Genomic DNA, 25,182 nt, shown 5'->3' with positions numbered 1-25,182 from the left:
ATTCACTTAAATGGAGGTGGTATATGGGAATAAAAATTAACTGTCGCACTACACTTAACGTTGTCTTATTTGTCGGCGTATTAGCGCTAACAGGTTGTGTGTCGATTCCTTCCTCAATTCAAGGTTCGTCACCAAATCCAGCGGTTAACTTATCATCAGTACAAAATGCGCCTGAAATGTATATTGGGCAAGAAGGCCGTTTTGGCGGAAAAGTCATCTCTGTATTTAATCAACCTAATAAAACACGTTTAGAAATCGCTGTTATTCCGTTAAATAAATATGATGCAGCTCCTGAATTAGGTGTTCCTTCTGTAGGTCGTATTTATGCTTTCGTGAATGGCTTCCTTGATCCAGCTGACTACAATGGTCGTTATATAACGGTTGTCGGTAAAATTACAGGAGAACAGCCAGGCAAGATAGGTGATATACCGTATAAATATGTCACTTTAGATGCAACGGGATATCAACGTTGGAATTTAACACAAAGTGTTATTTTACCTCCGGCTGGCCCATGGGGTTATGGCTATTATGGTAATCCTTATTACTATAATCACCCTTGGGGTTATGGATATGGTTACGGCTACCCTGGCGGGGTCGCGCCAGTACAAACGTATTTAACGGAATAAGATTAAATTGGACAATTTGTAAGAGGAGGCAATTTGGCCTCCTCTTTATTTGATTTGTGAGTTCGACTGACTTATTTTTAGGCGTATGCACGGGTAATGTGTTAATTTCTCCAAAAATTGTTCAGAAGAGTGTATTATTACGATATCTATACCGGATATCGTTCTGGTAAAACACACTAAAATGAAATAGGCGGACTGTCCCGCCTATTTTTGTTTCGAAGGAATGAAATTTATTTAGTGATAGAGCTCTCAACCTTGGCACAGGGTATTTTTCAAACTGGTACGCTGAGTTAATAATTTGTTAAAAGGGTGTTGAGTCATATTACTATACTAAAATTCAGGAGTCATACTTTGGAAAAAATCTGGCTGAAAAATTACCCAAGCGATGTTCCGGAAGAGATCGATCCTGATCGCTTTGCTTCTTTAGCGGAGTTACTTGAAAATTCGGTTTCGCAATATGCGGATCAACCTGCGTTTATTAATATGGGCGCAGTGATGACTTACCGCAAGTTGGAAGAGAGAAGCCGTGCTTTTGCGGCATACCTACAGAATGGCTTAGGGCTTAAAAAAGGCGACCGTGTGGCATTAATGATGCCCAATCTATTGCAATACCCAATAGCGCTATTTGGTATCTTACGTGCGGGCATGGTTGTTATTAATGTTAACCCACTTTATACACCAAGAGAGTTAGAGCATCAGTTAAACGACAGTGGTGCAAGCGCTATTGTGATTGTGTCAAACTTTGCGCATACCCTTGAGAAAATTGTTTTTAATACCAAAGTTAAGCATGTGATTTTGACCCGCATGGGGGATCAGCTCTCACGCCCTAAAGCGACGTTAGTTGATTTTGTGGTGAAGTATGTCAAAAAGCTCGTTCCGAAATATCATCTACCGGATGCCATTTCGTTTAGGCGTGCGATGCATTATGGCTATCGTATGCAGTACATTAAACCGAATATTACGGGCGATGACCTAGCATTTTTGCAATACACAGGAGGCACAACAGGGGTTGCGAAAGGTGCAATGTTGACACACCGCAACATGTTAGCGAATATTGAGCAAGCGAGAGCCGCTTATGGCCCAGTCTTAAAAATTGGCTCAGAGTTTGTGGTGACAGCACTGCCGCTTTATCATGTTTTTGCTCTTATGGTGAACTGCCTCCTTTTTATCAATGTTGGTGGGGTAAACCTATTAATAACCAACCCTCGCGATGTACCTGGTACCGTCAAAGAGTTAGCTCGTTATCCCATCACTTCAATTACCGGGGTTAATACCTTATTTAATGCGTGGTTGCATAATGCCGAATTCCAGAAACTTGATTTTTCCAAGTTAAGGTTGTCGGTCGGTGGCGGAATGCCTGTCCAGAAAGCCGTTGCCGAGAAATGGCAAAAACTCACCGGTAAGCACTTATTAGAAGGTTATGGCTTAACAGAATGTTCACCACTTGTGACCGGAAATCCGTATAATCTGACCGCTTATAGTGGTAGTATCGGGTTACCTGTTCCATCAACAGAAATTAAACTGGTTGATGACGACGGCAATGAGGTTGCTGCGGGAGAGCCGGGTGAAATGTGGGTCAAAGGCCCTCAGGTCATGAAGGGCTATTGGAACCGACCTGACTCAACCGCTGAAATTTTGCGTGATGGCTGGTTAGCGACGGGCGATATCGCTGAAATTGATAGTGAAGGCTATATACGTATCGTTGATCGTAAAAAAGACATGATTATTGTCTCTGGCTTTAATGTTTATCCAAATGAAGTTGAAGATGTGATTTCATCTCACCCTGATGTGGTTGAATGTGCGGCAATTGGCGTACCAAGTACCAGCACAGGGGAAGCCGTTAAAGTATTTGTGGTGAGCAGTAATCCGAAATTAACATCTGATGACTTAAAAACATTTTGTCGCCGTTCACTCACCGCGTATAAAGTCCCCAAGCTGTTTGAATTTAGAACAGAGTTGCCAAAGTCAAATGTTGGAAAAATATTGCGTAGAGAATTACGTGATGAAGAAAAACAGCAAAAAGAAAGCTCAACAGCATAATGTTAGCTTATCGGTTTGCATCCCTATGAGTAACGCCGGTTTTTACCGGCGTTACTGTGATGAGTATATAAAAAGAGAAATTTGTTTTGAATTATCGTTTAGTAACAACGGACAGTGAGCTTGCACAAGTATGTCAGCAGGCAAGTGAAGCTGATTGGCTTGCATTGGATACCGAATTTGTCCGTACTCGAACTTATTATCCACAATTAGGTTTGCTACAGCTTTATGATGGAAAACAAGTTTCATTGATCGACCCTTTATCAATCAGCGACTTTTCACCGTTTAAAGCGTTGCTGACTAATCAGACTGTCACTAAATTTTTGCATGCAGGTAGTGAAGACCTTGAAGTATTTTTGCATGACTTTCAATGTGTCCCTGAGCCGATGGTTGATACCCAAGTGATCGCCGCATTTTTAGGTTACCCAATTTCGTGTGGCTTTGCCTCTTTAGTTGCAGAATATCTAGGGGTAACGCTGGATAAAAGTGAATCTCGAACCGATTGGTTAGCGCGTCCACTCAGTGAAAAACAATGCCTATATGCGACAGCAGATGTTTTATATCTGTTGCCATTAGCGAAAATTCTCATGCAAAAAGTGGAAGAAGCGGGCTATCTTGCTGATGCCTTAGAAGAGTGTCAAAGAACCGTTGAGCGGAGACAGAAAATCACGGATCCGGCGCTAGCCTATCGAAACATCACGAATGTGTGTCAGCTTAAAGATGAACAGCTTGCTTGTTTGCAAATGCTGGCTGAATGGCGTTTAAATCAGGCTAAAGCACGTGATATGGCCATTAATTTTGTTGTTAAAGAAGAACATTTATGGAAGGTGGCTCGTTACTTGCCTAGTTCGTTAGGTGAACTTGATGCTTTGGGACTCACGGGGCAAGAAATCCGATGTCACGGAAGACGATTGCTCAGTATTGTGGAAAAAGCCAAACAAATGAATGAAAGCGACTATCCGCCAATGGTTGCAAACTTGAACGAACAATCCCAGTATAAAAGTTTATTTAAAGAAATTAAGGCGGTAGTAAAAGAAATCGCTGAACATGAAAAATTTAATGCTGAATTACTGGCATCTCGTCGACAAATTAATCAGTTGTTATCGGTACATTGGGGGATTAAATCCTTGTCTAAGCAGCCTGAATTATTAGATGGCTGGCGAGGTCGCTTGCTAGCGGAACCCATTACAAAACTGCTTAATCAAACACACTAGTTTGTATCCCCGCGTTATTCGACCAAATTGTAGCCTTAAATCGAGCTTGCTGGATTTAAGGCTCTCTCAACAAAGAATAACATAGCGTTAATGAGACCTTGGGTAAAACTGCCCATATAATCCTTAGGCATATTAAAAGCATTTTATTCACTCTTTGTGAAAGGTTGTTTCTGTATTTTCAAAAACAATCAAAGAACAATATTTAGCCAAAATAGCAGGCAAGATGTGGAATGAAGTTTATCATTTTAAAGTTATTGTTAATCGCCTCTATTCCTGAAAAGATAACTGACCCATTATTTTGTCGATCTTGTATACAAGTTTTATTGCCGATGAGTCTTTATTTTGGTGAAGAGGATTAAAATTAGCGTGAATAGATAGTGCGTTATGCTAATAGGGTAATCTACAAGATGCGGTGTTTAACATTTGGTTATATTGCAAGCAGAGAGCTTATCTAAAAGAATCGCAAACATTATTTTAGCGATAGAAAACCCAAGCCATAAAAAATATTATGGCTATTTAGCTTACTAATGATTAAGCCAATTCAATTGACTGAAAAACTGATAAAGCGAGCCGCTATTTATCACTTAAAAACAACGGCTATTTGCTATGATTATTTCTCAGTTGTTTTTAGCTCATCACCTTCAGGTAATGTCACGTTCAATTCAAGTACTGAGATATCGTCGTCTTTTTGTTCGAATTGTACAGAAAGCATCTCAGGGTCAACTTGAACATACTTACAAATAACCTGTAAAATATCTCTTTTCATATCAGCAAGATAAGGAGGTTCACTATCACCGCGGCGACGTTCTGCTACGATGATTTGCAATCGCTCTTTTGCGATATTTGCTGTCGGTTTTTTCCGCGACAGAAAGAAATCCAATAAAGCCATTATTTACCCCCCAAATAGGCGTTTCAAGAAACCTTTTTTCTCTTCTTCAATGAATCGGATAGGGCGCTCTTCACCTAAAATACGATCAACACAGTCGCTGTATGCCTGACCAGCATCAGATTCTGTGTCTAAAATCACAGGTTCACCTTGGTTTGATGAACGTAATACGGATTGATCTTCAGGGATCACACCAATTAATGGAATGCAGAGTATTTCTAAGACATCTTCCATACTCAACATATCGCCACGAGTCACTCTTCCTGGATTATAACGGGTTAATAATAAGTGCTCTTTGATAGGGTCTAAACCTTTTTCGGCGCGGCGTGATTTAGAGGCAAGAATACCTAGGATGCGGTCAGAATCGCGTACTGAAGAGACTTCTGGGTTGGTAGTGATAATCGCTTCATCTGCAAAGTAAAGTGCCATCAATGCACCACTTTCGATACCTGCTGGTGAATCACAGACAATAAAGTCGAATGCTAATTCATTACCTAATTCGTCGAGTATCTTTTCAACGCCTTCTCGAGTAAGGGCATCTTTATCACGAGTTTGTGATGCAGGTAGAATATAGAGATTCTCTGTACGTTTATCTTTAATGAGTGCCTGATTTAACGTGGCATCACCTTGAATGACGTTAACGAAGTCATACACTACTCGGCGTTCACATCCCATGATAAGGTCGAGGTTACGCAGACCGATATCAAAATCGATCACAACTGTTTTTTTCCCTCTTTGTGCTAGGCCTGTAGCTATGGCCGCGCTTGAAGTGGTTTTACCTACGCCACCTTTACCAGATGTAACAACAATTATGCGTGCCATGAATAATTCCTTGTAAATAAGGTCTAAATTAAGTTTTCAATATTTAATCTGTTATCAACGAGACAAAGTTTCGCTGCTTTGCCGAGAAATTCAGAAGGGATCTGATCACTCAGCCAATATTCACCCGCAATAGACACCAATTCGGCTTGCAGGTGTGTACAAAAAATTTGGCTTTCAGTATCACCTGAGGCGCCCGCAAGAGCTCGACCTCTCATTATGCCATATATATGAATATTACCATCTGCAAGTAATTCTGCACCTGCGCTGATATTACTTGTGACAATAAGATCACTATTTGGGGCATAAATTCGTTGACCTGAACGAACTGGGCTATTAATAATTCGAGTTTTTCGATAACTAAACTCAGGGTCCGCTGGCGAAGCAATTTCAACGTTAGACGGCGTTGATTCAGGCTGAATGTCAACGGCTTTTTGGCTTTTGCCTTCACTCAGTACCGCTAAACCTGCATCACTGACTTTCTTCCGTAATAAAGGATCGGTGCATCCACTTATTCCGACAACCCTTAAACCAACTGATATAACAGCCTTATGGATACTGTATAAATCCGCATTCGCTGTTAAATCGGCAATATTAATAACCACAGGCGCGTTTTTAAGGAAGTCAGGTGCTTGACTTACCTTATCTTGAAGCGCTTTTTTGATGAGTTTAGTTTCTTCACTACGCAAGTGAAGCACTGAAAGAGTAAAGCTACTGCCTTTGAGTTCTATTGGCGACTGTGACATCTATCCGGGCTCAGCAAATTAAAATATCCGAAACAAACTTCGGGAGACGATATTCTGTAAAACAATAGCATGTTATAGTTACTGCATTCCTCAAGCAAGCCAATGAACCAAGAAAAAGAGTTAAATATAATGATTTGTGCAATATATCGTAGTCCTAACCGTGATCAAACATATCTTTATATTGAGAAGAAAGATGATTTTTCTCGAGTCCCCGAAGAACTGATGAAACAATTCGGCGTTCCACAGTTTGCGATGACATTATCCCTTACAAACCGCGATAAATTGGCAAATGCTGATATTGAAAAGGTCAAAGCAGATTTAATTGAAGTCGGATATTATCTTCAATTTCCACCACCAGTTGAAAATTTACTCGCTGAATATCGTGAGTCTTGTAGCGAATAAAATTAGGATAATCCTGAAATGATAATTGACCGGTGGGAGTGATGAAATGAAACCAACTTTACTATTTACTTTAATTAGCGGCTTATTTTTAGTGAGTTGTTCAGCGAAGCCACCGGTTTCAGCTGCACCGAAACAATTGACTACTCAACAAAATGTCGCAATTGCGCAAGAAGTTGAAGCGCTAGATAAAGCATTTCCAATTGAAAATCGTGAGCCATCACAATTTCCGGCTTATGTTGAGTTATTAAAACAGCACGCGGTAGCGCAAGGAATTAAACCGAGCACGGTTGAACGGGGATTCGCTAATATCCATTTTATTGAGCGTGTGGTTAAGGCCGATAAAGGGCAACCTGAAAAAAGAGCCACCGTGACTTTAGAAAGCTATTTAAAGAATGTGTTACCCGCCTCGCGCATTAACGCAGGTGCTCAAAAATATTGGGAAAACGAAGCAATCTTAAATGCGGTTAGCAAACGTTATGGGGTTCCGCCTCAATATATTGTTTCTTTGTGGGGACTAGAGAGTGGATTCGGTCGTTCCCAAGGTAAAGAAGATGTTATTTCAGCATTAGCAACACTTTCATTTGAAGGGCGTCGTGAAGCTTTATTTAGCAAACAATTGCTAGCTGCATTGGAAATTATGGACAAAGGCTATATCCCAGAAGATCAGCAATTAAAAGGATCTTGGGCTGGAGCCATGGGGCAAAGCCAATTTATGCCAACATCGTATTTGTCTTATGCGGCGGACGGTGATGGTGATGGAAAAATGGATATTTGGAATAACACGGCAGATGTTTTTGCCTCCATCGCGAATTATCTTTCGACAGAAGGCTGGCAAGCCGCTTTACCGTGGGGTTACCAAATTACATTACCTGCTGATTTTGATAAACAGCTCGAAGGGGTTAAAGCAGAGCAGGGTAAAACCGTTGCTCAGTGGCAACAACTTGGCGTCAAATTACCAGCATTCGCACAATTACCGTCCAGTGTTAAAACATGGGTTGTTATCCCTGATGATCCGCAGGGGCGCGCATACTTAGTGACAGAAAATTTCCGCACTATTATGCATTGGAATCGCTCATATTACTTTGCTTTGAGTGTATGCTTGATGGCTGACGGCGTTGCTCAAAAAATACAATAACGATAATAGGAGTTACAACTATGTACCAACATCGTGACTGGCAAGGTGCCTTATTGGATTTTCCTGCAAATAAAGTCGTTTGTGTTGGCAGTAATTACGCAAAACACATTAAAGAGATGGGCTCCGCACACCCAGAAGAACCTGTTATTTTTATTAAACCTGAAACTGCATTATGTGATGCAAACCAGCCGATAGTGATCCCAAAAGATCTGGGAGCAGTGCATCATGAGATTGAATTAGCTGTCTTGATTGGTATGCCATTAAAGAATGCCGATGAAGATCGGGTTTCTCGTTCCATTGCGGGTTTTGCGGTGGCGTTAGATTTAACGCTACGAGATTTACAAGCAAAATTTAAGAAAGCGGGACAACCATGGGAAAAAAGTAAAGCATTCGATGGGTCTTGCCCAATTTCGGGTTTTATTCCTGTCAATAGCTTTGGTGACCCACAAAGTGCCCAGCTGTCCTTAGAGATTAATGGCGAAATTCGCCAGTCAGGCTCGACTCGTGATATGATCACGCCCATATTGCCATTGATTAGTTATATGTCTCGCTTTTTTACCTTACGTGCGGGGGATATTATTTTGACAGGAACCCCAGAAGGTGTGGGACCATTGACATCGGGTGATATGTTAAAGCTCTCAATTAATGATCACTCGTTAACGACCAGAGTGATATAAGTATAGGATTATTAAGTATTATGTCTCAGCCTTTCTGGCAGGTAAAAACGTTAGATGAAATGACTGACGATGAATGGGAATCACTGTGTGACGGTTGTGGGCAGTGCTGCTTGCATAAACTGATGGATGAAGACACAGATGAAATTTATTTTACTAATGTGGCTTGTAATCAATTAAATATCAAAACGTGCCAGTGTAAACATTATGAAGACCGTTTCAGCTATGAGGCAGATTGTATCAAACTTAATCGATACAATTTAGAGACGTTTGAATGGCTACCACATACTTGTGCTTATCGTCTGTTGCTTGAAGGGAAAACATTGCCTGCATGGCATCCGTTAAAGACGGGGTCAAAAGCGGCGATGCATGCGGAAAGGATTTCTGTGCGGCACATAGCCGTTAGGGAAAAAGATGTGGTTGAGTGGGAAGACCATATAATGAACCGTCCCGTAGACAGAACATAATCACGTGTTCATTGACACGGGATCATATAATAGCCCTATTCGATAGGGCTGTTACTGCAACCGCTTGTATCACTTCCTAAACCGTATTTAAAACTCTTCATACACTGCTGGGTCTTGGTTTCTTAGTCTTCCCTCTACTGAAGATAATGCATTTATTGCCTGCATATCTTCTGACGACAGGATAAAATCATAAACATCAATATTTTCAATCTGACGAGTTGAGTGCGCGGATTTTGGTATCGGCAATGCACCTAATTGTAAATGCCAGCGCATGATAATCTGTGACACAGTCTGATTATATTTTTTAGACAAATTGACCAGCGTTGGGTGAGAGAATAAATATCCAGCTCGTCCTAATGGACTCCATGACTGCGTAATAATGCCTTTTGATGCATGATATTGACGCTGTGTTGCTTGGTTAAAGTTAGGGTGTAATTCTATCTGGTTAATGACAGGGAGCACGCCTGTTTCTTTTTCTAAAATCTCGATGTGCTCAGGAAGAAAATTACAGACACCAATGCTTCTTATTAAGCCAGAACGTTGTGAGTCGATTAAAGCTTGCCAAGCTTCAACGAACGTTCCTCTTTTCGGGTTTGGCCAGTGGATCAAATACAGGTCAATATAGTCTAATCCTAGACGTGTGATAGATTCTTGAATCGTCTGTATTGCGTTATTATATTGCTGGTGGCGCCCAGGTAACTTTGAAGTCACACTGATTTGATCTCTTGGAATAGAACTATTTTTTATTGCTCTACCGACGATGCCTTCATTTTCATAATTAAATGCAGTATCGAGTAAACGGTAGCCATTGTTTAAAGCGCTTTCAATGATCCGCGTGCCCTGTAAGCCTTTTAAAGCATATGTTCCAAAGCCAATTTGAGGAATTTGGAATCCATCGAGTAATTCATATGTCGGGCTCATAGTGCCTCCTGTTGATATTAGCATTACATTCAATATATCAACCTTGTCGAAACTTATTTTGTCGATTTGGGTAGTACTAACAGCATGGTTATTGCAATAATGAGTGCGCAAATTGTGAGCAATACTCGGTCGAACGCGAGGATTATAGGCCCAGCGGTAGCGGTAATATTAAAAGTCAGTGCAATGGCAGTTAAACAGAATGTCCAATAACCGTAGCGTTTAGCCCCAATTATTAACATGGCAAATAATAATAATCCCACCAGTGAGACATGTAATAGTTGATTTTCATAAAAACCAAGTAACAATCCGCCAACAGCAGCGCCCAGTAAGGTGCCTATCCCCCGTTGTTTTAATCGCGCCCACGTCGCCATACGCTCAGATTTCATCACCCTTAAACCCGCAGCCGGTAACCAACAAGGATGTGAGCTAGGCAATAGCGTCGCGAGCACACTGCCTATTAGTGCGACTAAGACCATTGCAATGGAGAAGCGTTGTACCGCTGGAGAATGTAAGTCAATATGAGTGGCAGAAGCGGGGGCTTCATTTCGAGGGAGCTGAAGATAAGAAATGATAACGCCCCAACAGGTACCGAGTGTAAATGCACAACTATAAAATAAACTCCCTTGGGAAGGTATTTGTCCTATTGAAAGAAAATAAGCCAATACGCCTAATGCGATAGGTAAACGCAAATACGTGGCTCGTAATTCAGCATAGCCTTGAATAAGGGCACCAAGAGCAGCATAAATAAAAAACAAAAGGCTACCTAAAGTGACATTAATCCCGATGATTGCAAAGACAGATAAAATCCCAGCCCCTTGTAGTAATACGGGAATCGGATTTTTTTTGGGTAATTTAGGGTATGAAACCACTAATAAATAAGCACCAAAGGACATAAGAGTGCCAAACATGGCTTGTCCATAGAATATACCGAAAATCCAAGGAGCAATAACCCATAGAGAGAGTAAAAGTGCACTACGGATTTGGTGCAAAGAAATTGACATCAGAAGTTCTCGCTTCTCATTTTATGATATAGGCCAAATTTGTTTAGTATGAATACTGTAATCAATGAGTAACTTACTGACAATATTATAATTTTTATATTCATTATTAGATTATCAAAAGGGTAAATGGCGTTGTTTTCAATTAATTCGACATGCAACTAGTCTCAAGTCTCTTTTTATCAATACATATATTGATTAATTTCAGTTGTTTGTATCGTTATCTTCTGTTTTTGTAAAATTAAGTAATTAAGACCTGTCTTTGGCTTGACTATGGCATGGTTAACCCTCTAAAGGGGGAAATTAAAATGCATCAAATGAAAACAGAGGTTGTCGTCATTAGGTTAACTAAAAAAGAGAGAGCGGAGCTTGACGCAAAAAAAACGAAGCCCATCCTTTCTGAATGGATGAAAGAACTTGCCTTTGCCGCACCAGATCATCCCGAGAATAATGATATTGAGCACAAGTCTTCATAGTGCCATTACAGCGCGGTTATTGAGCGCACTTGGTCATAAACATCGGGATACGCCACTCACCAATTTGAAGGCAATTAACGCATCTTTACTGCGCTATAGCTATAGCGTGAATTGCATTCGCTTAATAGCGCATAAAGGTTAACTGCTACCTGTACTCTATGGCGCTTTTCTCTTGCGGATGGGGTGTTTTACTGTTCGTACCAATGGACATCATATGACTTTGCCAATGGCGGAAAGCGATAGAGTGATAGATTAACAAATAAGATTAATTAATGTACAGCTCATAGATTGAAAGAGATCTAACTCTCACTTTTAACGACAATAGATATTCAATATATGATGTGTGTTTTATGTTATGGCCCGAATAAGTTGTATAAAATGTGGCTATTTTAGCAATTAGCATCTACATTTTTAGTTAGATTATAGGATTCCTAATAGATCGGGGCTTTAATCGAATATCGATTTTAGTTAGGTTTGGTTGAAATGTGAGCTATTTTTACTCTGTAGATGAGTTTTGAGAGTTTTCTGAATGCCGATTTATAGACCTATGTTACCCAGAAAACAAATTATTTTTTAATATTAATTATCAATTGGTTACAATTTTAAAATAATTTGAACAGATAAAATTTTATGTAGAAAAAACGGCTATATATCAAATTAATTGATAACATTTACTAACAGAAGACGTTGATGCTCCATTATTCATTAAAACATTTTTAGTTATTGGCAAGAAATAAAATATTAAATTAATAAAAATTATCAAAATCCAAGTAAATTTAGCTTAGATATTTCACTTGCTAGACTAATATTATCAATATCAACACTAACGATATTGGTTATACCCAGTATTTTATCACCACAATATCTCTTTGTTAGCTTAATTTCTCAGAATTACTCCAATAGTGAGTAAATAGTCCAATTATGATGTGTCATCATTATTTCATAAATATATGCTCAAATAAGAATGAATATCAACCTCTACATAACATAAAATTAATTTATATTATGCAGAGATTAGCTATCAAATTTAGATGACTCATTCTTCAGTGGATTTTAATTTGGAATAAGTTATTACGATAATGATAGTCATATTTAGATGTATTTTGCTGTTTTCATTTTTTACAAAAAACTATCATAAGATCATTTTTTAGAATTTATTTGTAACATAAAATTGAAAAATAAATTATCAAGTGTAATAAACTTGCATAATACGAGTAATTCAGAGAATTGGCTTAATAAAATTTTTCGATCAATAGCACTCATTTGATAGGTGCCATCTATTAAAACTTACACTATGTAATAATAAAAACGATTTAATGTAATTTAAGTTTTTATGTATCCTCTCTTCGAAATCATATAGACCACGTTATGATTATTAATTCTAAGATGGACTAATTGAGATAAAACTATATTTTTAATTTAATTATTAGTAGTAGCTTAAATACACAGAAATAAATATGTGTCCGTATTAAATATATGGTGAGTACACTATGTTAATTATTTATTAAAAAACTAGGCACTTAATAAGTCCTGTTTAGTGTAATAATAAAACCCCTCATATTAGGAAATGATAATGAAAAAAGTATTACTGACAGCAGTTGCAACTGCAATTATTGGCGCATCTTCTGCTTATGCTGGAACTGAAAATGCTGGCGGTGGCCAAGTTAATTTTTACGGTAAAGTGACAGATGTTTCTTGTACCATTTCTGTTGATGGCCAAGGTAGCGATGCTAAAGTTTATTTGTCTCCTGTTTCTGTTAAAGAAGTTAAAGATGCAGGTGCAAACATTTATCTGAAACCAAAATCATTTGTGATTGATGTAACTAATTGCCAAGGCACAAATGATGACACAGTATTAAACGTTAACTGGACTGGTGGTAACGTATTGGCGGGTGCTTCTGGTGCTAACGAAGGTTATTTAGCTAACACAGATTCAACGGGTGCTAAAAATATTCAATTAGTTTTAGCAACTAACGCTGATTCTGATTTAAAAACCAAAATCAACCCAACCAGCGCTACTCAGCCTAAGCCAAAAACAATCGATATTGCTGATGGTTCACGCTTCACTTATTACGTAGGTTACGCAACTTCTACACCAGATACTGTTAGCAGCGGTATTGTAGAAAGCTACGCAACTTACGAAATTACTTACGAATAAGATTAAATTAATTTAAAAGTAATATTTATCTAAGCGGTAGGCTCACTGCCGCTTTTATTTAGAGGTTCAAATGAAAGCAATTGTTTTATTCTTCTGCTTCGTTTTCAGTGCATCTTCATTAGCGAATAATATTATTGTTAACGGCACTCGATTTATTTATCCTGGAAATGAAAAAGAAATTACAGTGCAGTTAAATAATACCGCGGATAGACCAGCCGTCGCACAAGCGTGGTTAGATACCGGTGATGCATCTGAAACACCAGATACAATAAAAACACCATTTCAAATTACGCCTCCAATATCTCGAATTGATGCGAAAGGGGGACAAACTCTCCGTATAAAATTAATGGATAAAAACCAATTAGCACAAGATCAGGAAAGTTTATGGTGGCTGAATATTTTAGATATCCCCCCCACCGTTAGAACGGCTGGAAAAGAAGATCAAAACTTTTTACAACTGGCAATTCGTTCACGTTTTAAATTTATTTATCGTCCTGTAGGTTTAGGTAGTCGTGAGTTAGCACCTGAAAAATTAATTGTCAGTGCTAATGGAAACAATTTGACCATAAATAACCCAACACCATTTTTTATTACTATTACAAAAATTTCTACAGATGGAAAAAATGGGTTAACTGATAAAGCGATTATGCTGGCACCCAAAAGCCAAAGTTCAGTGGTATTGAAAAAAGCAATTAAAGTAGGCGAAAACATTGTTTTGAACAATATCAATGATTATGGGGCGGATATAGCAGTTAAAACAACTGTTAAATAGGACAGAAAAATGAAACAGCGAGAGTTAATAAATAAATATAGTAATACACTCTCTGTGACCTGCTTTGTCACTGTATGTATGATGCCGACATTTTACGCATGGGGTGCGGAAGGTACCACCTACGAGTTTAACAGTGGATTCATAGTAGGCAGCAAAGATAATATTGATTTAGAACGCTTCAATACCGCGCCAATCAGTGAAGGTAAATATTCCGTTGATGTGTATACCAATGGCAATTGGAAAGGGCGCTATGATTTAAATGTTGTTCGACAAAAAGAAGGTCATTTAGGGATTTGTTACACGCCAATAATGTTGAGCAATTTTGGTATCGACGCAGAAAAGCTAAACCCACAACTCAATTCACAAGAGTCTACTTGTTTACCGTTAAAAGAGTGGAATGGTTTGAGCGAGGTGAACGATAAATTTCACGCATCAAATTTACGTCTAGATATCTCAGTTCCCCAAATTTACGAGCAACGTTTATCACGTGGGTATGTTGCACCACAATTCTGGGAAAAAGGTATACCCGCACTTAATGTTGCCTATATGGCCAACTACTATGATAGTCATACGAGTGGTTCTCAAGGGCAAAATGATGCCAGTGCCTATTTAGGATTAAATGCAGGGTTATCTTTTGATGGATGGCTGTTAAAGCATATTGGTAATTTAAGTTGGCAACGTTCCGGAAGCACCAGTTGGAACAGCAACCAGACATACTTGCAACGACCTATTGCAAGCATGAAGTCCAAAATGACAGCCGGTCAGTTTTACACTGATGGCGATCTGTTTGACAGTATTGGCTTGCGTGGTGCAAAAATCGCAACAGATGACAGCATGTATCCTGACGGAATGACATCTTATGCGCCTGAAATTCGTGGTGTAGCGCAAAGTAACGCATTGGTCACTGTTCGCCAAAATGGTTCTATTATATATCAAACGTCAGTACCACCTGGTCCATTTATTCTTAATGATGTTTATCCATCGGGTTATGGTAATGACTTAAATGTCACGGTAAAAGAAGCTGATGGTAGTGAAAGTAGTTTCAGTGTTCCATATTCATCATTAGCGCAACTTTTGCGTCCTGGTTTTACGCGCTATCAAGTTGCCGCGGGTAAATCGGACACAGATGGCTTGCACAATCGTCCTTATATTATGCAAGGGACTATTCAACACGGCCTAAATAACACATTTTCTCTTTATGGTGGTGTAACGGCGTTTGATGACTATCAAGCTTATTTAATTGGTACAGGTATCAATACAGGTATTGGTGCGGTTGCGCTAGATATGACGCAATCTCGAACCGCGTTAAAGCATCGAACTGATAATGGTCAGAGTTATCGCATCACTTTTAACCGATTGATATCACAAACTGATACCAATATTTCGTTGGCTGCATACCGTTATTCAACGAAAGACTATTTTAATGTTAATGATGCTCTGTATGCGATTGACTACGATAAACGTGGACTTTCGAATAATCGTTGGCGTGAAAAAAATGGCTTTAGCTACACGGTAAACCAAAACTTACCTGATGGGTTTGGCGGGTTGTATTTTACTGGTCGTATATCCAGCTATTGGGAGCGTTCTGGCACTGAAAAACAATATCAGTTTAGCTATAACAACCAATACCAACGTCTCTCTTATTCCATTAACTTTATGCGAGTCTATTCGGATAATAACAGTACCTATGGTAAGAAAGATGACCGTATTAGTTTAAACCTAAATATTCCACTCTATTTTGGTGACAACAGAAGTACCACATTAACGTCAAACACCATATTTAATAACGAGAAGTTTGGTTCAACTCAGCTTGGCGTTAATGGAACATTGGATGATGAAAATAACTGGACTTATGGACTAAACACATCAACGGCTAGCGGTGGTGAACACAGTATTGCGATGAATACAGGTTATCGTACACCTTATGTCAACACCAATGCCAACTATAGCCAAGGGCAAGGGTATCGACAGTTTGGTGTTGGTGCGAATGGCTCTGTTGTCGTCCACTCTGACGGTGTTGTGCTGACGCCAAATACGTCAACGACAATGGCACTCATTGAAGCTGAGGGAGCAGAAGGTGCTTCAGTTATCAGTGCACCAGGTGTTCGTGTTAATAAGGGGGGGTATGCGCTAGCGCCATATGTACGTCCTTATCGTATTAACAATATTGAAATTGACCCTAAAGGCAGCGCTGAAGATATCGTGTTTGAAAATACATCGAGTCAAGTTGTGCCTTATGAAGGCAGTATTGTTAAAGTGAAATTTGGAACCAAAGTTGAACGTAACCGTACTTTTAACGTTGTACGTCTTGATAAAAAACCTATGCCATTTGGTGCTGAAGTAACTAACCTTCAAGGTGAATCTATTGGTGTCGTTGGGCAGGGGGGAACAGTATTTATTAGTAACGAAGAAGCCAAAGAAGCCATTGTAAAATGGGATAATGGCCAATGTGTATTTTCTCTGGAAGCAGGAACCAGTAAGGATAGTGTATGTCGATAAATACAATTCTACGTCATGGGATAGCACTCACGGCAGTGCTATCGAGTATCTCTGCATATGCGACATGTACCCGAGACAGTCGGGTTCCAGCAGAGAATATCGATATGCAATTTGGCCGAGTTATTGTCTCACCTGATCTTCCTGTCGGTAGTGTGATACAAGAAAAAACCTGGCCGATGAAAGAAACCGGAAGCTATTGGGCAGTGTGCTATGGTGGAACTGTTTTAGATGCAATCGTCACCGCTAAAGGGGTGACGGAAGGGCCGAATAAAGTCTACAACACCAATATCCCAGGGATAGGACTACGTTTCCAACGTATGGGCGCTGTTGCAATGACTTACCCTGATACTTATAAAGTCAAAGGGGAAAGTAAAAAGAAGATCAATGTGTATTTAGCTGGCTCAACATTTAAGTTACAAATCATTAAGACAGCAGAAAATACGGGGTCAGGGAGAATTACTCAGGGTGAGTATACACGTTATGGCTATAAACCGAATTCAGTTGAACCTGCGATTATTACCTATTTATCAGCTGATGCCATTACCATCGTATCTCCGTCTTGTAAAATTACGACAGGTGCAAACCAAGACGTTCATTTAGATACCGTTAGGCGCACTGAGTTTAGAGGACGGGGAACCACAGCAGGGGAAAAACAATTTCCAATTAATCTATTATGCAATGGTGGTGTGAGTATTTCCCCGGATTCCGTTTCTGTGAATATGAATTTCTATGGCACATTAGCTCGGAATACCACCGCTAAAGATGGGGTGTTAGCGAACACCGCCAAATCATCTTCTGCACAAGGTATTGGCGTGCAGGTTCTTACTGATAAAAGAGAAAAATTGCATTGGGGTGAAACTTATAAAGTTGGTGAGTTAGCAACCGCACGCGATAAAGCGATTAATATGAACTATATTGCCCGCTATTACCAACATGAAGATAAAATCTCTGCTGGTGAAGTGCAGGCTAAGATGCAATTCAACATAACCTATGATTAATAGGGGATCCCAATGAAAAACTGGATAATGCCGATACTTTTTTCAGTGGTAGGTTATGCAAATGCATTACCCACTTTTGAAACAAATTATGACGAAGGAAAGGTATCTTTTGCGGGGAGAGTTGTTGATGTTTCCTGTAAAGTCTCAGTGAATGATCAAGGAAGTGATGCCAATATCTATCTTGCTCCCATCTCACTGATGGAAATCAACAATAGTGCAGGTGGTGCGTATTTAAAATCTAAAATGTTCACTATCAAGTTATCGCAGTGTCAATCTGTGGAACATAATGGTGAAGTTGTTGATGCTGATCTTAATAAGCTGAGTGTCACTTGGGCTGATGGTTATTTGGTGCCGAAAACAAACTTTGAAACAGCGGGATTACTGAAAAATATGCTAGTTGATGGTGCAAAGAATATTAACTTTGCATTATCCATCAATAACAGCACCATTTTAGATGCGGATAATAAAATTATTCCTGCGGATCCTGAACAATTGAAAGTGACACCGAAAATATCAGACAATAAAGACGCCATCTTCCAATATTATATTGGTTATACTGCTGAGAATGCGAGTGAAGTGACCACTGGATTAATGGCAAGCTATGCAACGTACGAAATACAGTATAACTAACAATTTAATTTTATAAAATCAAATAAAAAAATAACATAGCAGTTAATGGGCTATGTTATTTTTTTTTGTCCTTTTTAAAAGGTTAATTTACAGTGTTACTATTATTGAGCTGTAGAGGTATCATGAGTGTAATAATAAAAATAGCAGAGTATCAGATAACATTTTTGCTATGAACAATAACACTTTCTGCGGCATATTTTAATTCTTGGTTCTTTATGTTTATATTCTTATCTTGAATTGAGTCATCCTCATCAATTATACAACCTTGAAAGAACCAGTCTATAGGGCACTTCAATACAATTGCTATGCTAACCAAATGATTTAGAGGTATTTTATTGATTCCATTCTCATAGCGAGATATTTGCTGTTGGCTTATATTTAATTTCTTGGCTAAATCAGAACCGGAAAAACCTAATTCTTTTCGCCGCGCTTTTATTTTAATTCCAATAAAATAATGAATGTCCATGTTGGCACCCTCGATTGATAAAGGGATAGTAGAATAAATGCTAAATGCATTGTAAAATTATACAATATATTAAATGGTAAACAAACAATTAATTGTCACATATTTAATATTTTTATTTTATTATTTTTAATATTGTTAACGCTAGGTACTATAGGATTAAACAGACAATAAATTAATGGCAGTATCCATATGAAGAGGGTATAGACATGTTGTTATGGTTAATATAATGAATTTTTAATAGAATAAATACATGATCTTTGTATGGGTACTAAATGTTATATATATAATAATACAGTGTTATTATTTTTCTCAAAAATAGATACTCTTAATTAGAGTGTCAAATTAAGTTGTTTTTTTATCTCAGTATGAGTTATTTAGTGTTTAAATATAAAAAATAATGATTCAATATTAAATAAATAGATATTAATTTTGAATTCCATTTTAAATTATAGTGATGGAAATATTATTTTGAGTAAATGTACTTATTATTAAGAGATGTAACAATGTAATGTTAATCGATAAAAGATTATAAAAATTAATGGGTGAGGGGAGTAAGCAGTACGGGTAAACATTTTTAACGTATCAGCGTTTCATATTTATTTTAAAATCAATTTGCTAATTACATTTTACTTATAAAGAGGTATGGAATATTACTTACATTTTAATGATAAAAAAATGTAAGATATAAAGAAGTTCATCATAAACTCCTAAAGAGATTAAAAAGATAACGAGAAATGTAAAAATGCTAGGTGAAAGCAAGTTTGTCATAATGAATTATAAAACTCTATCAATGAATATGCATTTAGACTTTTAGTATAACCGAACTGATATGCTAAAAATGGTGCAATATGTAAACATACATTTCTAATCAAGTTTGTTGATACTCTACTCTGATATTTCCCCATTCTATAGTCTAATAAACCTAACTTTAGTCGAATTTCAGTTATTTATATCGATATTGTTCGCATGAGAAGTGTTGATAATGGGGGGGGTGAAGCGATTCGCTATAAATTGCTGCTAATTGTAACAAAAAGCAACCTTTTATGGATGAAGAAAAAGAGTGCTTATAGCGGGCTGCTTGTAAATAAAAGAACCTCAATGAAAATTAAAACATATTTAAGGTTGATCCTATAGCTAATAACAAGTTTTATAACTTTGTCACATAGAATTCATTCACTATACTGTCGTTATAAGCGATAGGATTACACCCATCAACCAAAGAGGTTCCCATTATGAAACTCTATCTTTACGATCATTGCCCATTTTGTGTTAGAGCCCGAATGATTTTCGGTTTTAAAAAAATCAATGTTGAGCAAATCTTCCTGATGGAGGACGACAAAGCCACTCCGACCAAAATGATCGGTCGTAAGATGTTACCTATTCTAGAAAAAGATGACGGTAACTATCTACCTGAAAGTTTAGATATTGTTCATTATGTTGATCAATTATCCGAACCTAAAATGACTCAAGTTACGGTTTCTCCTGAAATAGAGAAATGGTATCAAACAGTATCAGAAACGGTCTTTAAACTCGTTGTACCACGTTTTACGCAAGCTGATTTTCCTGAGTTAAATACGCCAGAAGCAAGGGCTGCATATATTGAACGAGAAGAGAAAGCTTTTGGCGATTTAAGCATTCTATTGAAAGAAACGCATACGTTAATTGTTGAACTTGAGCCACATATGGATGCCTTAGACGTATGGTTAGAAAATCGTAAAAATGAAAACGTTATGGATGATATTTTCATATTCCCTGTATTACGCAGTTTGTCTATCGTGAATGACATACCCTTTAGTACAGTGATATTGAACTATATGAAGAATATTTCACAGATAACGGGTGTCAGCTTGTTATTTGACCAAGCTAAATAAGAACGCTAATAATCGCGAACAGGCTTTATTAAGCATAAAAAATCCCATTATTAATAAAATAATGGGATTTATATGTATATACAATAAACAAGACGGTAGAGACTAATTCATATAGTCTTTGAGTGTATAAACAAGCTTGTATCTACCTTGCGTTAGGGTCAACTTTTTATCACTGAATGAAATGTCTGCACCATCCGTTAACATTCGGTTAATTAGCGAATCCCATTTTGATAAGTCTTCGTCAACGCACTCCAGTTCTGTTTTAGATAAATGTTTTACCATGAGGGTTGATTTGTTGATTCGACCCATTCCATGAAAATCATTACACATTGTGGCTGATACAAACATTTTTTCGCCGAAAGAAAGGCTAGGAACGCTGATTTTATCAATAATAGGTTTCCCATCTATTTCTGTCAGCACGAAATTATGGTGTATTAACTGTTGCTCGGTGACATTATCATTATTATCAGCACTGACATTCTGCGTCTGGCAAGCCGCCAATAATAAACCAAGCAATGTTAAAGGAATTATCCGTTTCATTATCATTTGGCTCAATTAGGCTTTTACAATGTTAGGACAATTTTCACCATTATTAAGTTGGCGGATATTTCCTAATGTTGTTTCGCTGATACTTGTCAGCGCTTCTTCAGTTAAAAAGGCTTGATGGCCGGTAAATAGAACGTTATGACATGATGAGAGGCGGCGGAAAATATCATCCTGAATGACATCGTTAGACTTATCTTCAAAAAATAGATCTCGCTCATTTTCATAAACATCCATACCAAGAGAACCAATTTTTTGTGCTTTTAAGGCGTTAATTGCGGCAACTGAGTCAATCAGAGCACCACGACTAGTATTGATGATCATGACACCGTTTTTCATCTTACTGAAGGCATTTTCATCCAGTAGATGGTGGTTTTCGGGTGTTAGCGGACAGTGTAGGGAAATGATGTCAGAATTTTTATATAGCGTATCTAAATCGACATATTCAGCACCCAAATCAAGCACAACTTGATTTGGGTAAGGGTCATAGGCGAGTAGACGCATCCCGAAACCTTTAAGAATGCGTAGAGCAGCTTGACCTATTTTGCCTGTACCTATTATGCCCGCAGTCCGGTTATGCATGTTAAAACCCGTTAAGCCCTCTAAAGAAAAGTTGGCATCTCGAGTACGTTGATAAGCACGATGGATCCTACGATTTAGGCATAACATCATGCCAACGGAATGTTCTGCAACCGCTTCTGGTGAATAAGCGGGTACCCTTACTACCTGAATGCCGAGCTCTTCGGCAGCGACTAGGTCGACATTGTTAAACCCTGCGCAACGTAGCGCAAGAATACGAATGTTAAGTGCTGCAAGTTCTTCTAACACTTCTCGGCTAGCATCATCATTAACAAAAATACATACCGCGTCGGCACCAATCGCATTTTTAGCGGTCTGTACTGTTAATGGAAAATCAAAGTATTCGATATTAAAATCAAACCCGGATCCTTGATTGACTTGATCCATATGTTTGCGATCATACTGTTTAGTACTGTAAGAAACGATTTTCATCTAAGGAACTCCGTGTACTATTTCGTTAGGAACCAAAATAAAAGGGTAGCGAAAAAGTGGCTACCAAGAACTTAGGTCAGAATAAGATAATTGTTGCTGTAAATCACCAAAAAAATACCGAAAGCAACCCTCGATTAACTTTTAATATGCCATTATAGTCGTTTATAGATAAAACGACCTTGATCAGAACCAACACTCGTCATTGATATAGGTAAAACAAGGAAGCAGTTTGATGAAAAGGGCTCTTAAAATACTACTAGTAAGCGTTATAGGCTGCTTTTTGTTCTTATCTATTTTATGGGTGACTATCACCCGCTGGCTTCCTATTGTTGCAAAAGCCTATCTACCTGAAAATGTGACTTTTTCATTAAGTCAGCCCGTATTTCAAGACGATCAATTATTGATAAATACTCTACAATTGAAAGCAGGGGACTGTTTGTGGTTTGATGCTAAAGAGAGCCGTTTTTCTATTTTTCCATTGCATTTAACAATGAATGAATTGACTGAAGATAATCAGTGTTTAAGCCAGCTACCCACAACAACGGCAAAAAAGGATGACTCCCCCATCGAAATTGTTGCGCTGTTGGAGAGTTTACCCGATTTTTCGGTAGTCATCGAAAAGGCAAAAATATCGCCATGGGAAGAATACCAAGCGAGTATTTGGTTACACCGTAACGGAGAAAAACCGTTAGCATTAAACCTCCGAGGCGATAAGTTATTGTTATCTACTTATATCACCTCAGATAGTCAATTAGTCGTTGAGCAATTCTCAATCCAATTACCCGACCAAGAACAGCGTATCGATTTAAATGGCGAGTTAAATTTACCGTTAACCACTGAAGACCTTCCTGCTAAAGGCAGCTTAGCAACGGAATTTACCTTATCTCAACCACAAAAACAGCTGTATGCCAGGCTTCAATGGGAAGGCGCACAAGGAACGTTTTCTGTGTTTGATAAACAGACAGGGCAAGAAATTACCCATTTGCCTTGGAGAGTTGCTCCTCAGGTTATTAATATAACGGAAGGCCGTTGGCAGTGGGAAGAAAGTGGTATTCCATTTCATGGCGCTATTTCATTACAAGTCGCCAATTGGCAGTTGGGCCTAAATGAGATGGTGATCAGTGGCCGAATGAATATGATGACCGAGGCGCAAAAAGGTAAAGCTAACTTAGTGCTCAGTTTACCTGAAAATAAAATTAACCTATTAGATGCAGATATTCATTTTAATCTTAATGGCCAATTAAAATATAACGATATGGTGCTGGATATTCATTTACCATCACGTATCTCAGGGCAATTAGTCTCCCCATCAATGTCATTTCTTCCAGGCTCGTTGTTAAGAGCTTATGGCCGAGTTTCACCTACATTGTTATTGCAAGAAGCTCGTTTGCCGCTAGCAGGGACTTCATTAAGTGCTGAGGGGATTTCCGGCAGATTACAAGCTATTTTAAAAGTCAAAGAGCAATATTGGGGAAATTTTGCCATCCATCTTGATGGTCAGGCGAATAAGTTTACGGTCGATAAAGGCAAATGGTTTTGGAACTATTGGGGAAATGCACAATTACCAGCATTGGCAGCACGTTGGGATATTAAAGGCCAAGGCAGTTGGCAGGATACGTTAATTACCTTAAATACCTTAAATACGGGCTTTGATCAGATAAGATATGGCTTGCTTTCCATGACTGCAACACGTCTTATATTAACCAAGCCGCTGTTATGGCAGCGTGATGCAAATAAAGAAAATTTGCAAGGGCAATTGCAGCTGACAAGTGATCGGATGCAATTTGGTGCAGCGAGTTATTTACCTAAAATCACGGTAAATGCCGCCATTGCAGGTAAATCACCCGCTGATTTTCAATTAAAAGCGGACCTGAGTACCAAAGACGTTGGGCCAATTGTTATCTTTAGCCGTTGGGATGGTGAACGTTTTAGAGGTCGAGCGCGTTGGCCTGAACAATCTGTGAGTGCATTTCAAACGTTAATCCCAAATGATCTTGGAATGACATTGCGAGAAGGGAAACTCTTTTCACAAGCGGCATTTTCTATTGGCTTAACAACAGGCTTTGTTGCTGGTGGGCACTGGCGCGTAGAAAACACAGGCTTGTGGCTCAAAGATGGTGAGATTAGTGGGTTAAACTTTGTTTTACCCTGGAAATTGGAAAACAGCACTTGGACATTAGGTGAGAAATCAGCAGTCAAATTGCGTATAAAACAATTAAATAATCTATTCGAACTGACTGATATTCGAGCCGATTTATCAGGAACTTATCCACCTACAGACGCTTTACCTTTAAAACTCAGCAATGTTGGATTTAATCTATTAGGTGGTGAGGTGCATCTTGATTTATTGCGTTGGCCACAAAAGCAACCAGCAACAATCAGACTACACCAAATTGAATTGAGTCGATTATTCACCATACTGAAAGTCACTCAGTTTGCCGCTTCAGGTAAGGTGAATGGTGAATTACCTTTTTATCTTAATAATCCTGAGTGGATTGTTAAAAATGGTTGGTTGGAAAACAGTGGCCCATTAGCATTGCGTCTTGATACACAATTTGTTGAATCGATAAAAGCCGATAATATTTCAGCGGGTTCAGCGATAGGATGGTTACAGTATTTAGAAATTTCTCGCAGCCGAACAGATGTCAATATTACTAATTTAGGCCTCTTAACGATGAAAACCATTATTCAAGGTTTTAACTCTCAAGAGGCGAAAAAAAGAGAAGTTCACTTAAACTACACACATGAAGAGAACATTTTTCAATTGTGGCGTAGCCTACGTTTCGGCAGTAATTTAGAAGAGTGGTTAGAAAAAAATCTCTAAAGGAATAAG

At 38.4% G+C, this 25,182-nt stretch carries 23 protein-coding genes; 15 read left to right on the top strand and 8 right to left on the bottom strand.

The annotated features are described in order from the left end of the window. The first annotated feature begins 23 nt into the window (after positions 1–23). The 3 genes from O7C57_RS11360 (at position 24) to rnd (ending at position 3,877) form a co-directional block, all read left to right on the top strand. Positions 24–626, top strand: a complete 603-nt coding sequence (locus tag O7C57_RS11360) for a Slp family lipoprotein (RefSeq protein ID WP_154623135.1) — start codon at positions 24–26, stop codon at positions 624–626. Positions 627–977: 351 nt separating this feature from the next. Beyond that, positions 978–2,666 (top strand): long-chain-fatty-acid--CoA ligase FadD, encoded by a 1,689-nt coding sequence (gene fadD, locus O7C57_RS11355; RefSeq protein ID WP_154623133.1) that lies wholly within the window; start codon positions 978–980, stop codon positions 2,664–2,666. An 86-nt stretch (positions 2,667–2,752) separates the two neighbouring features. Further along, entirely contained in the window at positions 2,753–3,877 is a 1,125-nt protein-coding gene (rnd, locus tag O7C57_RS11350) for a ribonuclease D (protein ID WP_154623131.1), read from the top strand. 610 nt (positions 3,878–4,487) lie between these two features. Here the strand turns inward: rnd and minE are convergent. Genes minE through minC form a run of 3 tightly spaced genes read right to left on the bottom strand, consistent with a single transcriptional unit; the run spans position 4,488 to position 6,328 of the window. Beyond that, on the bottom strand, positions 4,488–4,766 hold the full coding sequence (gene minE, locus O7C57_RS11345; protein WP_154623129.1) for a cell division topological specificity factor MinE: 279 nt from the start codon (positions 4,764–4,766) through the stop codon (positions 4,488–4,490). A 3-nt stretch (positions 4,767–4,769) separates the two neighbouring features. Beyond that, positions 4,770–5,585 carry a septum site-determining protein MinD gene (minD, locus tag O7C57_RS11340; protein ID WP_154623128.1) on the bottom strand — a complete coding sequence of 272 codons (816 nt, stop codon included), beginning with the start codon at positions 5,583–5,585 and terminating at the stop codon, positions 4,770–4,772. A 23-nt stretch (positions 5,586–5,608) separates the two neighbouring features. Then, positions 5,609–6,328 (bottom strand): septum site-determining protein MinC, encoded by a 720-nt coding sequence (gene minC, locus O7C57_RS11335; protein ID WP_163861855.1) that lies wholly within the window; start codon positions 6,326–6,328, stop codon positions 5,609–5,611. Between the two features lie 129 nt (positions 6,329–6,457). Here minC and O7C57_RS11330 point away from each other — a divergent pair, with 129 nt between their 5' ends. From O7C57_RS11330 to O7C57_RS11315, 4 genes are read left to right on the top strand one after another with little or no spacing between them, the layout of a single operon-like run. Continuing rightward, on the top strand, positions 6,458–6,730 hold the full coding sequence (locus O7C57_RS11330) for a YcgL domain-containing protein (RefSeq protein WP_154623156.1): 273 nt from the start codon (positions 6,458–6,460) through the stop codon (positions 6,728–6,730). A gap of 46 nt (positions 6,731–6,776) precedes the next feature. Then, entirely contained in the window at positions 6,777–7,865 is a 1,089-nt protein-coding gene (locus tag O7C57_RS11325) for a lytic murein transglycosylase (protein ID WP_196713068.1), read from the top strand. Positions 7,866–7,885: 20 nt separating this feature from the next. Further along, complete coding sequence (locus tag O7C57_RS11320) at positions 7,886–8,542, top strand: fumarylacetoacetate hydrolase family protein (RefSeq protein WP_154623123.1); 657 nt, start codon at positions 7,886–7,888, stop codon at positions 8,540–8,542. Between the two features lie 17 nt (positions 8,543–8,559). Continuing rightward, on the top strand, positions 8,560–9,006 hold the full coding sequence (locus tag O7C57_RS11315) for a YcgN family cysteine cluster protein (protein WP_208852771.1): 447 nt from the start codon (positions 8,560–8,562) through the stop codon (positions 9,004–9,006). 87 nt (positions 9,007–9,093) lie between these two features. Here O7C57_RS11315 and O7C57_RS11310 read toward each other — a convergent pair whose 3' ends face one another. Next, the gene (locus O7C57_RS11310) at positions 9,094–9,927 is read right to left on the bottom strand and encodes an aldo/keto reductase (RefSeq protein ID WP_269723161.1); all 834 of its coding nucleotides are present in this window, start codon (positions 9,925–9,927) and stop codon (positions 9,094–9,096) included. A gap of 53 nt (positions 9,928–9,980) precedes the next feature. Further along, on the bottom strand, positions 9,981–10,928 hold the full coding sequence (locus O7C57_RS11305; RefSeq protein WP_154623118.1) for an FUSC family protein: 948 nt from the start codon (positions 10,926–10,928) through the stop codon (positions 9,981–9,983). Positions 10,929–11,233: 305 nt separating this feature from the next. On the opposite strand from O7C57_RS11305, the gene O7C57_RS11300 reads away from it, so the two are divergent. The 6 genes from O7C57_RS11300 to O7C57_RS11275 all read left to right on the top strand — a co-directional run bounded on the left by O7C57_RS11300 (position 11,234) and on the right by O7C57_RS11275 (position 18,458). Then, on the top strand, positions 11,234–11,401 hold the full coding sequence (locus tag O7C57_RS11300) for an MbeCy (RefSeq protein WP_154623116.1): 168 nt from the start codon (positions 11,234–11,236) through the stop codon (positions 11,399–11,401). A 1,573-nt stretch (positions 11,402–12,974) separates the two neighbouring features. Continuing rightward, the gene (locus O7C57_RS11295) at positions 12,975–13,559 is read left to right on the top strand and encodes a fimbrial protein (RefSeq protein ID WP_154623209.1); all 585 of its coding nucleotides are present in this window, start codon (positions 12,975–12,977) and stop codon (positions 13,557–13,559) included. A gap of 70 nt (positions 13,560–13,629) precedes the next feature. Then, entirely contained in the window at positions 13,630–14,331 is a 702-nt protein-coding gene (locus tag O7C57_RS11290) for a fimbrial biogenesis chaperone (protein WP_154623210.1), read from the top strand. A 9-nt stretch (positions 14,332–14,340) separates the two neighbouring features. Then, positions 14,341–16,830, top strand: coding sequence for a fimbria/pilus outer membrane usher protein (locus O7C57_RS11285; RefSeq protein ID WP_163861846.1), 2,490 nt, complete (start codon positions 14,341–14,343; stop codon positions 16,828–16,830). Further along, positions 16,821–17,828, top strand: coding sequence for a fimbrial protein (locus O7C57_RS11280; protein WP_163861843.1), 1,008 nt, complete (start codon positions 16,821–16,823; stop codon positions 17,826–17,828). Before O7C57_RS11285 ends, O7C57_RS11280 begins: the two co-directional genes overlap by 10 nt. Positions 17,829–17,840: 12 nt before the next feature. Beyond that, positions 17,841–18,458, top strand: a complete 618-nt coding sequence (locus O7C57_RS11275) for a fimbrial protein (protein WP_154635556.1) — start codon at positions 17,841–17,843, stop codon at positions 18,456–18,458. 151 nt (positions 18,459–18,609) lie between these two features. Here the strand turns inward: O7C57_RS11275 and O7C57_RS11270 are convergent, their stop codons facing one another. Then, complete coding sequence (locus O7C57_RS11270; protein WP_154635557.1) at positions 18,610–18,924, bottom strand: helix-turn-helix domain-containing protein; 315 nt, start codon at positions 18,922–18,924, stop codon at positions 18,610–18,612. A 1,232-nt stretch (positions 18,925–20,156) separates the two neighbouring features. Here O7C57_RS11270 and grxB point away from each other — a divergent pair. Then, positions 20,157–20,795, top strand: a complete 639-nt coding sequence (gene grxB, locus O7C57_RS11265) for a glutaredoxin 2 (protein ID WP_163861841.1) — start codon at positions 20,157–20,159, stop codon at positions 20,793–20,795. Positions 20,796–20,897: 102 nt separating this feature from the next. On the opposite strand, the gene O7C57_RS11260 is transcribed toward grxB, so the two are convergent. Both O7C57_RS11260 and O7C57_RS11255 read right to left on the bottom strand, forming a co-directional pair. Next, positions 20,898–21,335: an META domain-containing protein gene (locus tag O7C57_RS11260; RefSeq protein ID WP_154624111.1), complete on the bottom strand. Its 438-nt coding sequence runs from the start codon at positions 21,333–21,335 to the stop codon at positions 20,898–20,900. Between the two features lie 15 nt (positions 21,336–21,350). Continuing rightward, complete coding sequence (locus O7C57_RS11255; RefSeq protein ID WP_154624110.1) at positions 21,351–22,349, bottom strand: 2-hydroxyacid dehydrogenase; 999 nt, start codon at positions 22,347–22,349, stop codon at positions 21,351–21,353. A 232-nt stretch (positions 22,350–22,581) separates the two neighbouring features. Here O7C57_RS11255 and O7C57_RS11250 point away from each other — a divergent pair, with 232 nt between their 5' ends. Continuing rightward, positions 22,582–25,173: a YdbH family protein gene (locus O7C57_RS11250; RefSeq protein WP_163861837.1), complete on the top strand. Its 2,592-nt coding sequence runs from the start codon at positions 22,582–22,584 to the stop codon at positions 25,171–25,173. Positions 25,174–25,182 lie beyond the last annotated feature (9 nt).

Source organism: Providencia sp. 21OH12SH02B-Prov, from assembly GCF_027362595.1.
Classification (GTDB): Bacteria; Pseudomonadota; Gammaproteobacteria; order Enterobacterales; family Enterobacteriaceae; genus Providencia; species Providencia zhejiangensis.
The sequence above is the reverse complement of the archived record's forward strand: the minus strand, read 5'-3'. Positions and strand labels throughout refer to the sequence as shown.

What these genes read in the sequence shown, in the direction of transcription:
- O7C57_RS11360 (WP_154623135.1), top strand. Translation starts at nt 24, where the DNA reads ATGGGAATAAAAATTAACTGTCGCACTACACTTAACGTTGTCTTATTT.
- minE (WP_154623129.1), bottom strand. Translation starts at nt 4,766, where the DNA reads ATGGCTTTATTGGATTTCTTTCTGTCGCGGAAAAAACCGACAGCAAAT.
- minD (WP_154623128.1), bottom strand. Translation starts at nt 5,585, where the DNA reads ATGGCACGCATAATTGTTGTTACATCTGGTAAAGGTGGCGTAGGTAAA.
- minC (WP_163861855.1), bottom strand. Translation starts at nt 6,328, where the DNA reads ATGTCACAGTCGCCAATAGAACTCAAAGGCAGTAGCTTTACTCTTTCA.
- O7C57_RS11330 (WP_154623156.1), top strand. Translation starts at nt 6,458, where the DNA reads ATGATTTGTGCAATATATCGTAGTCCTAACCGTGATCAAACATATCTT.
- O7C57_RS11325 (WP_196713068.1), top strand. Translation starts at nt 6,777, where the DNA reads ATGAAACCAACTTTACTATTTACTTTAATTAGCGGCTTATTTTTAGTG.
- O7C57_RS11320 (WP_154623123.1), top strand. Translation starts at nt 7,886, where the DNA reads ATGTACCAACATCGTGACTGGCAAGGTGCCTTATTGGATTTTCCTGCA.
- O7C57_RS11310 (WP_269723161.1), bottom strand. Translation starts at nt 9,927, where the DNA reads ATGAGCCCGACATATGAATTACTCGATGGATTCCAAATTCCTCAAATT.
- O7C57_RS11305 (WP_154623118.1), bottom strand. Translation starts at nt 10,928, where the DNA reads ATGTCAATTTCTTTGCACCAAATCCGTAGTGCACTTTTACTCTCTCTA.
- O7C57_RS11300 (WP_154623116.1), top strand. Translation starts at nt 11,234, where the DNA reads ATGCATCAAATGAAAACAGAGGTTGTCGTCATTAGGTTAACTAAAAAA.
- O7C57_RS11295 (WP_154623209.1), top strand. Translation starts at nt 12,975, where the DNA reads ATGAAAAAAGTATTACTGACAGCAGTTGCAACTGCAATTATTGGCGCA.
- O7C57_RS11290 (WP_154623210.1), top strand. Translation starts at nt 13,630, where the DNA reads ATGAAAGCAATTGTTTTATTCTTCTGCTTCGTTTTCAGTGCATCTTCA.
- O7C57_RS11285 (WP_163861846.1), top strand. Translation starts at nt 14,341, where the DNA reads ATGAAACAGCGAGAGTTAATAAATAAATATAGTAATACACTCTCTGTG.
- O7C57_RS11280 (WP_163861843.1), top strand. Translation starts at nt 16,821, where the DNA reads ATGTCGATAAATACAATTCTACGTCATGGGATAGCACTCACGGCAGTG.
- O7C57_RS11275 (WP_154635556.1), top strand. Translation starts at nt 17,841, where the DNA reads ATGAAAAACTGGATAATGCCGATACTTTTTTCAGTGGTAGGTTATGCA.
- O7C57_RS11270 (WP_154635557.1), bottom strand. Translation starts at nt 18,924, where the DNA reads ATGGACATTCATTATTTTATTGGAATTAAAATAAAAGCGCGGCGAAAA.
- grxB (WP_163861841.1), top strand. Translation starts at nt 20,157, where the DNA reads ATGAAACTCTATCTTTACGATCATTGCCCATTTTGTGTTAGAGCCCGA.
- O7C57_RS11260 (WP_154624111.1), bottom strand. Translation starts at nt 21,335, where the DNA reads ATGAAACGGATAATTCCTTTAACATTGCTTGGTTTATTATTGGCGGCT.
- O7C57_RS11255 (WP_154624110.1), bottom strand. Translation starts at nt 22,349, where the DNA reads ATGAAAATCGTTTCTTACAGTACTAAACAGTATGATCGCAAACATATG.
- O7C57_RS11250 (WP_163861837.1), top strand. Translation starts at nt 22,582, where the DNA reads ATGAAAAGGGCTCTTAAAATACTACTAGTAAGCGTTATAGGCTGCTTT.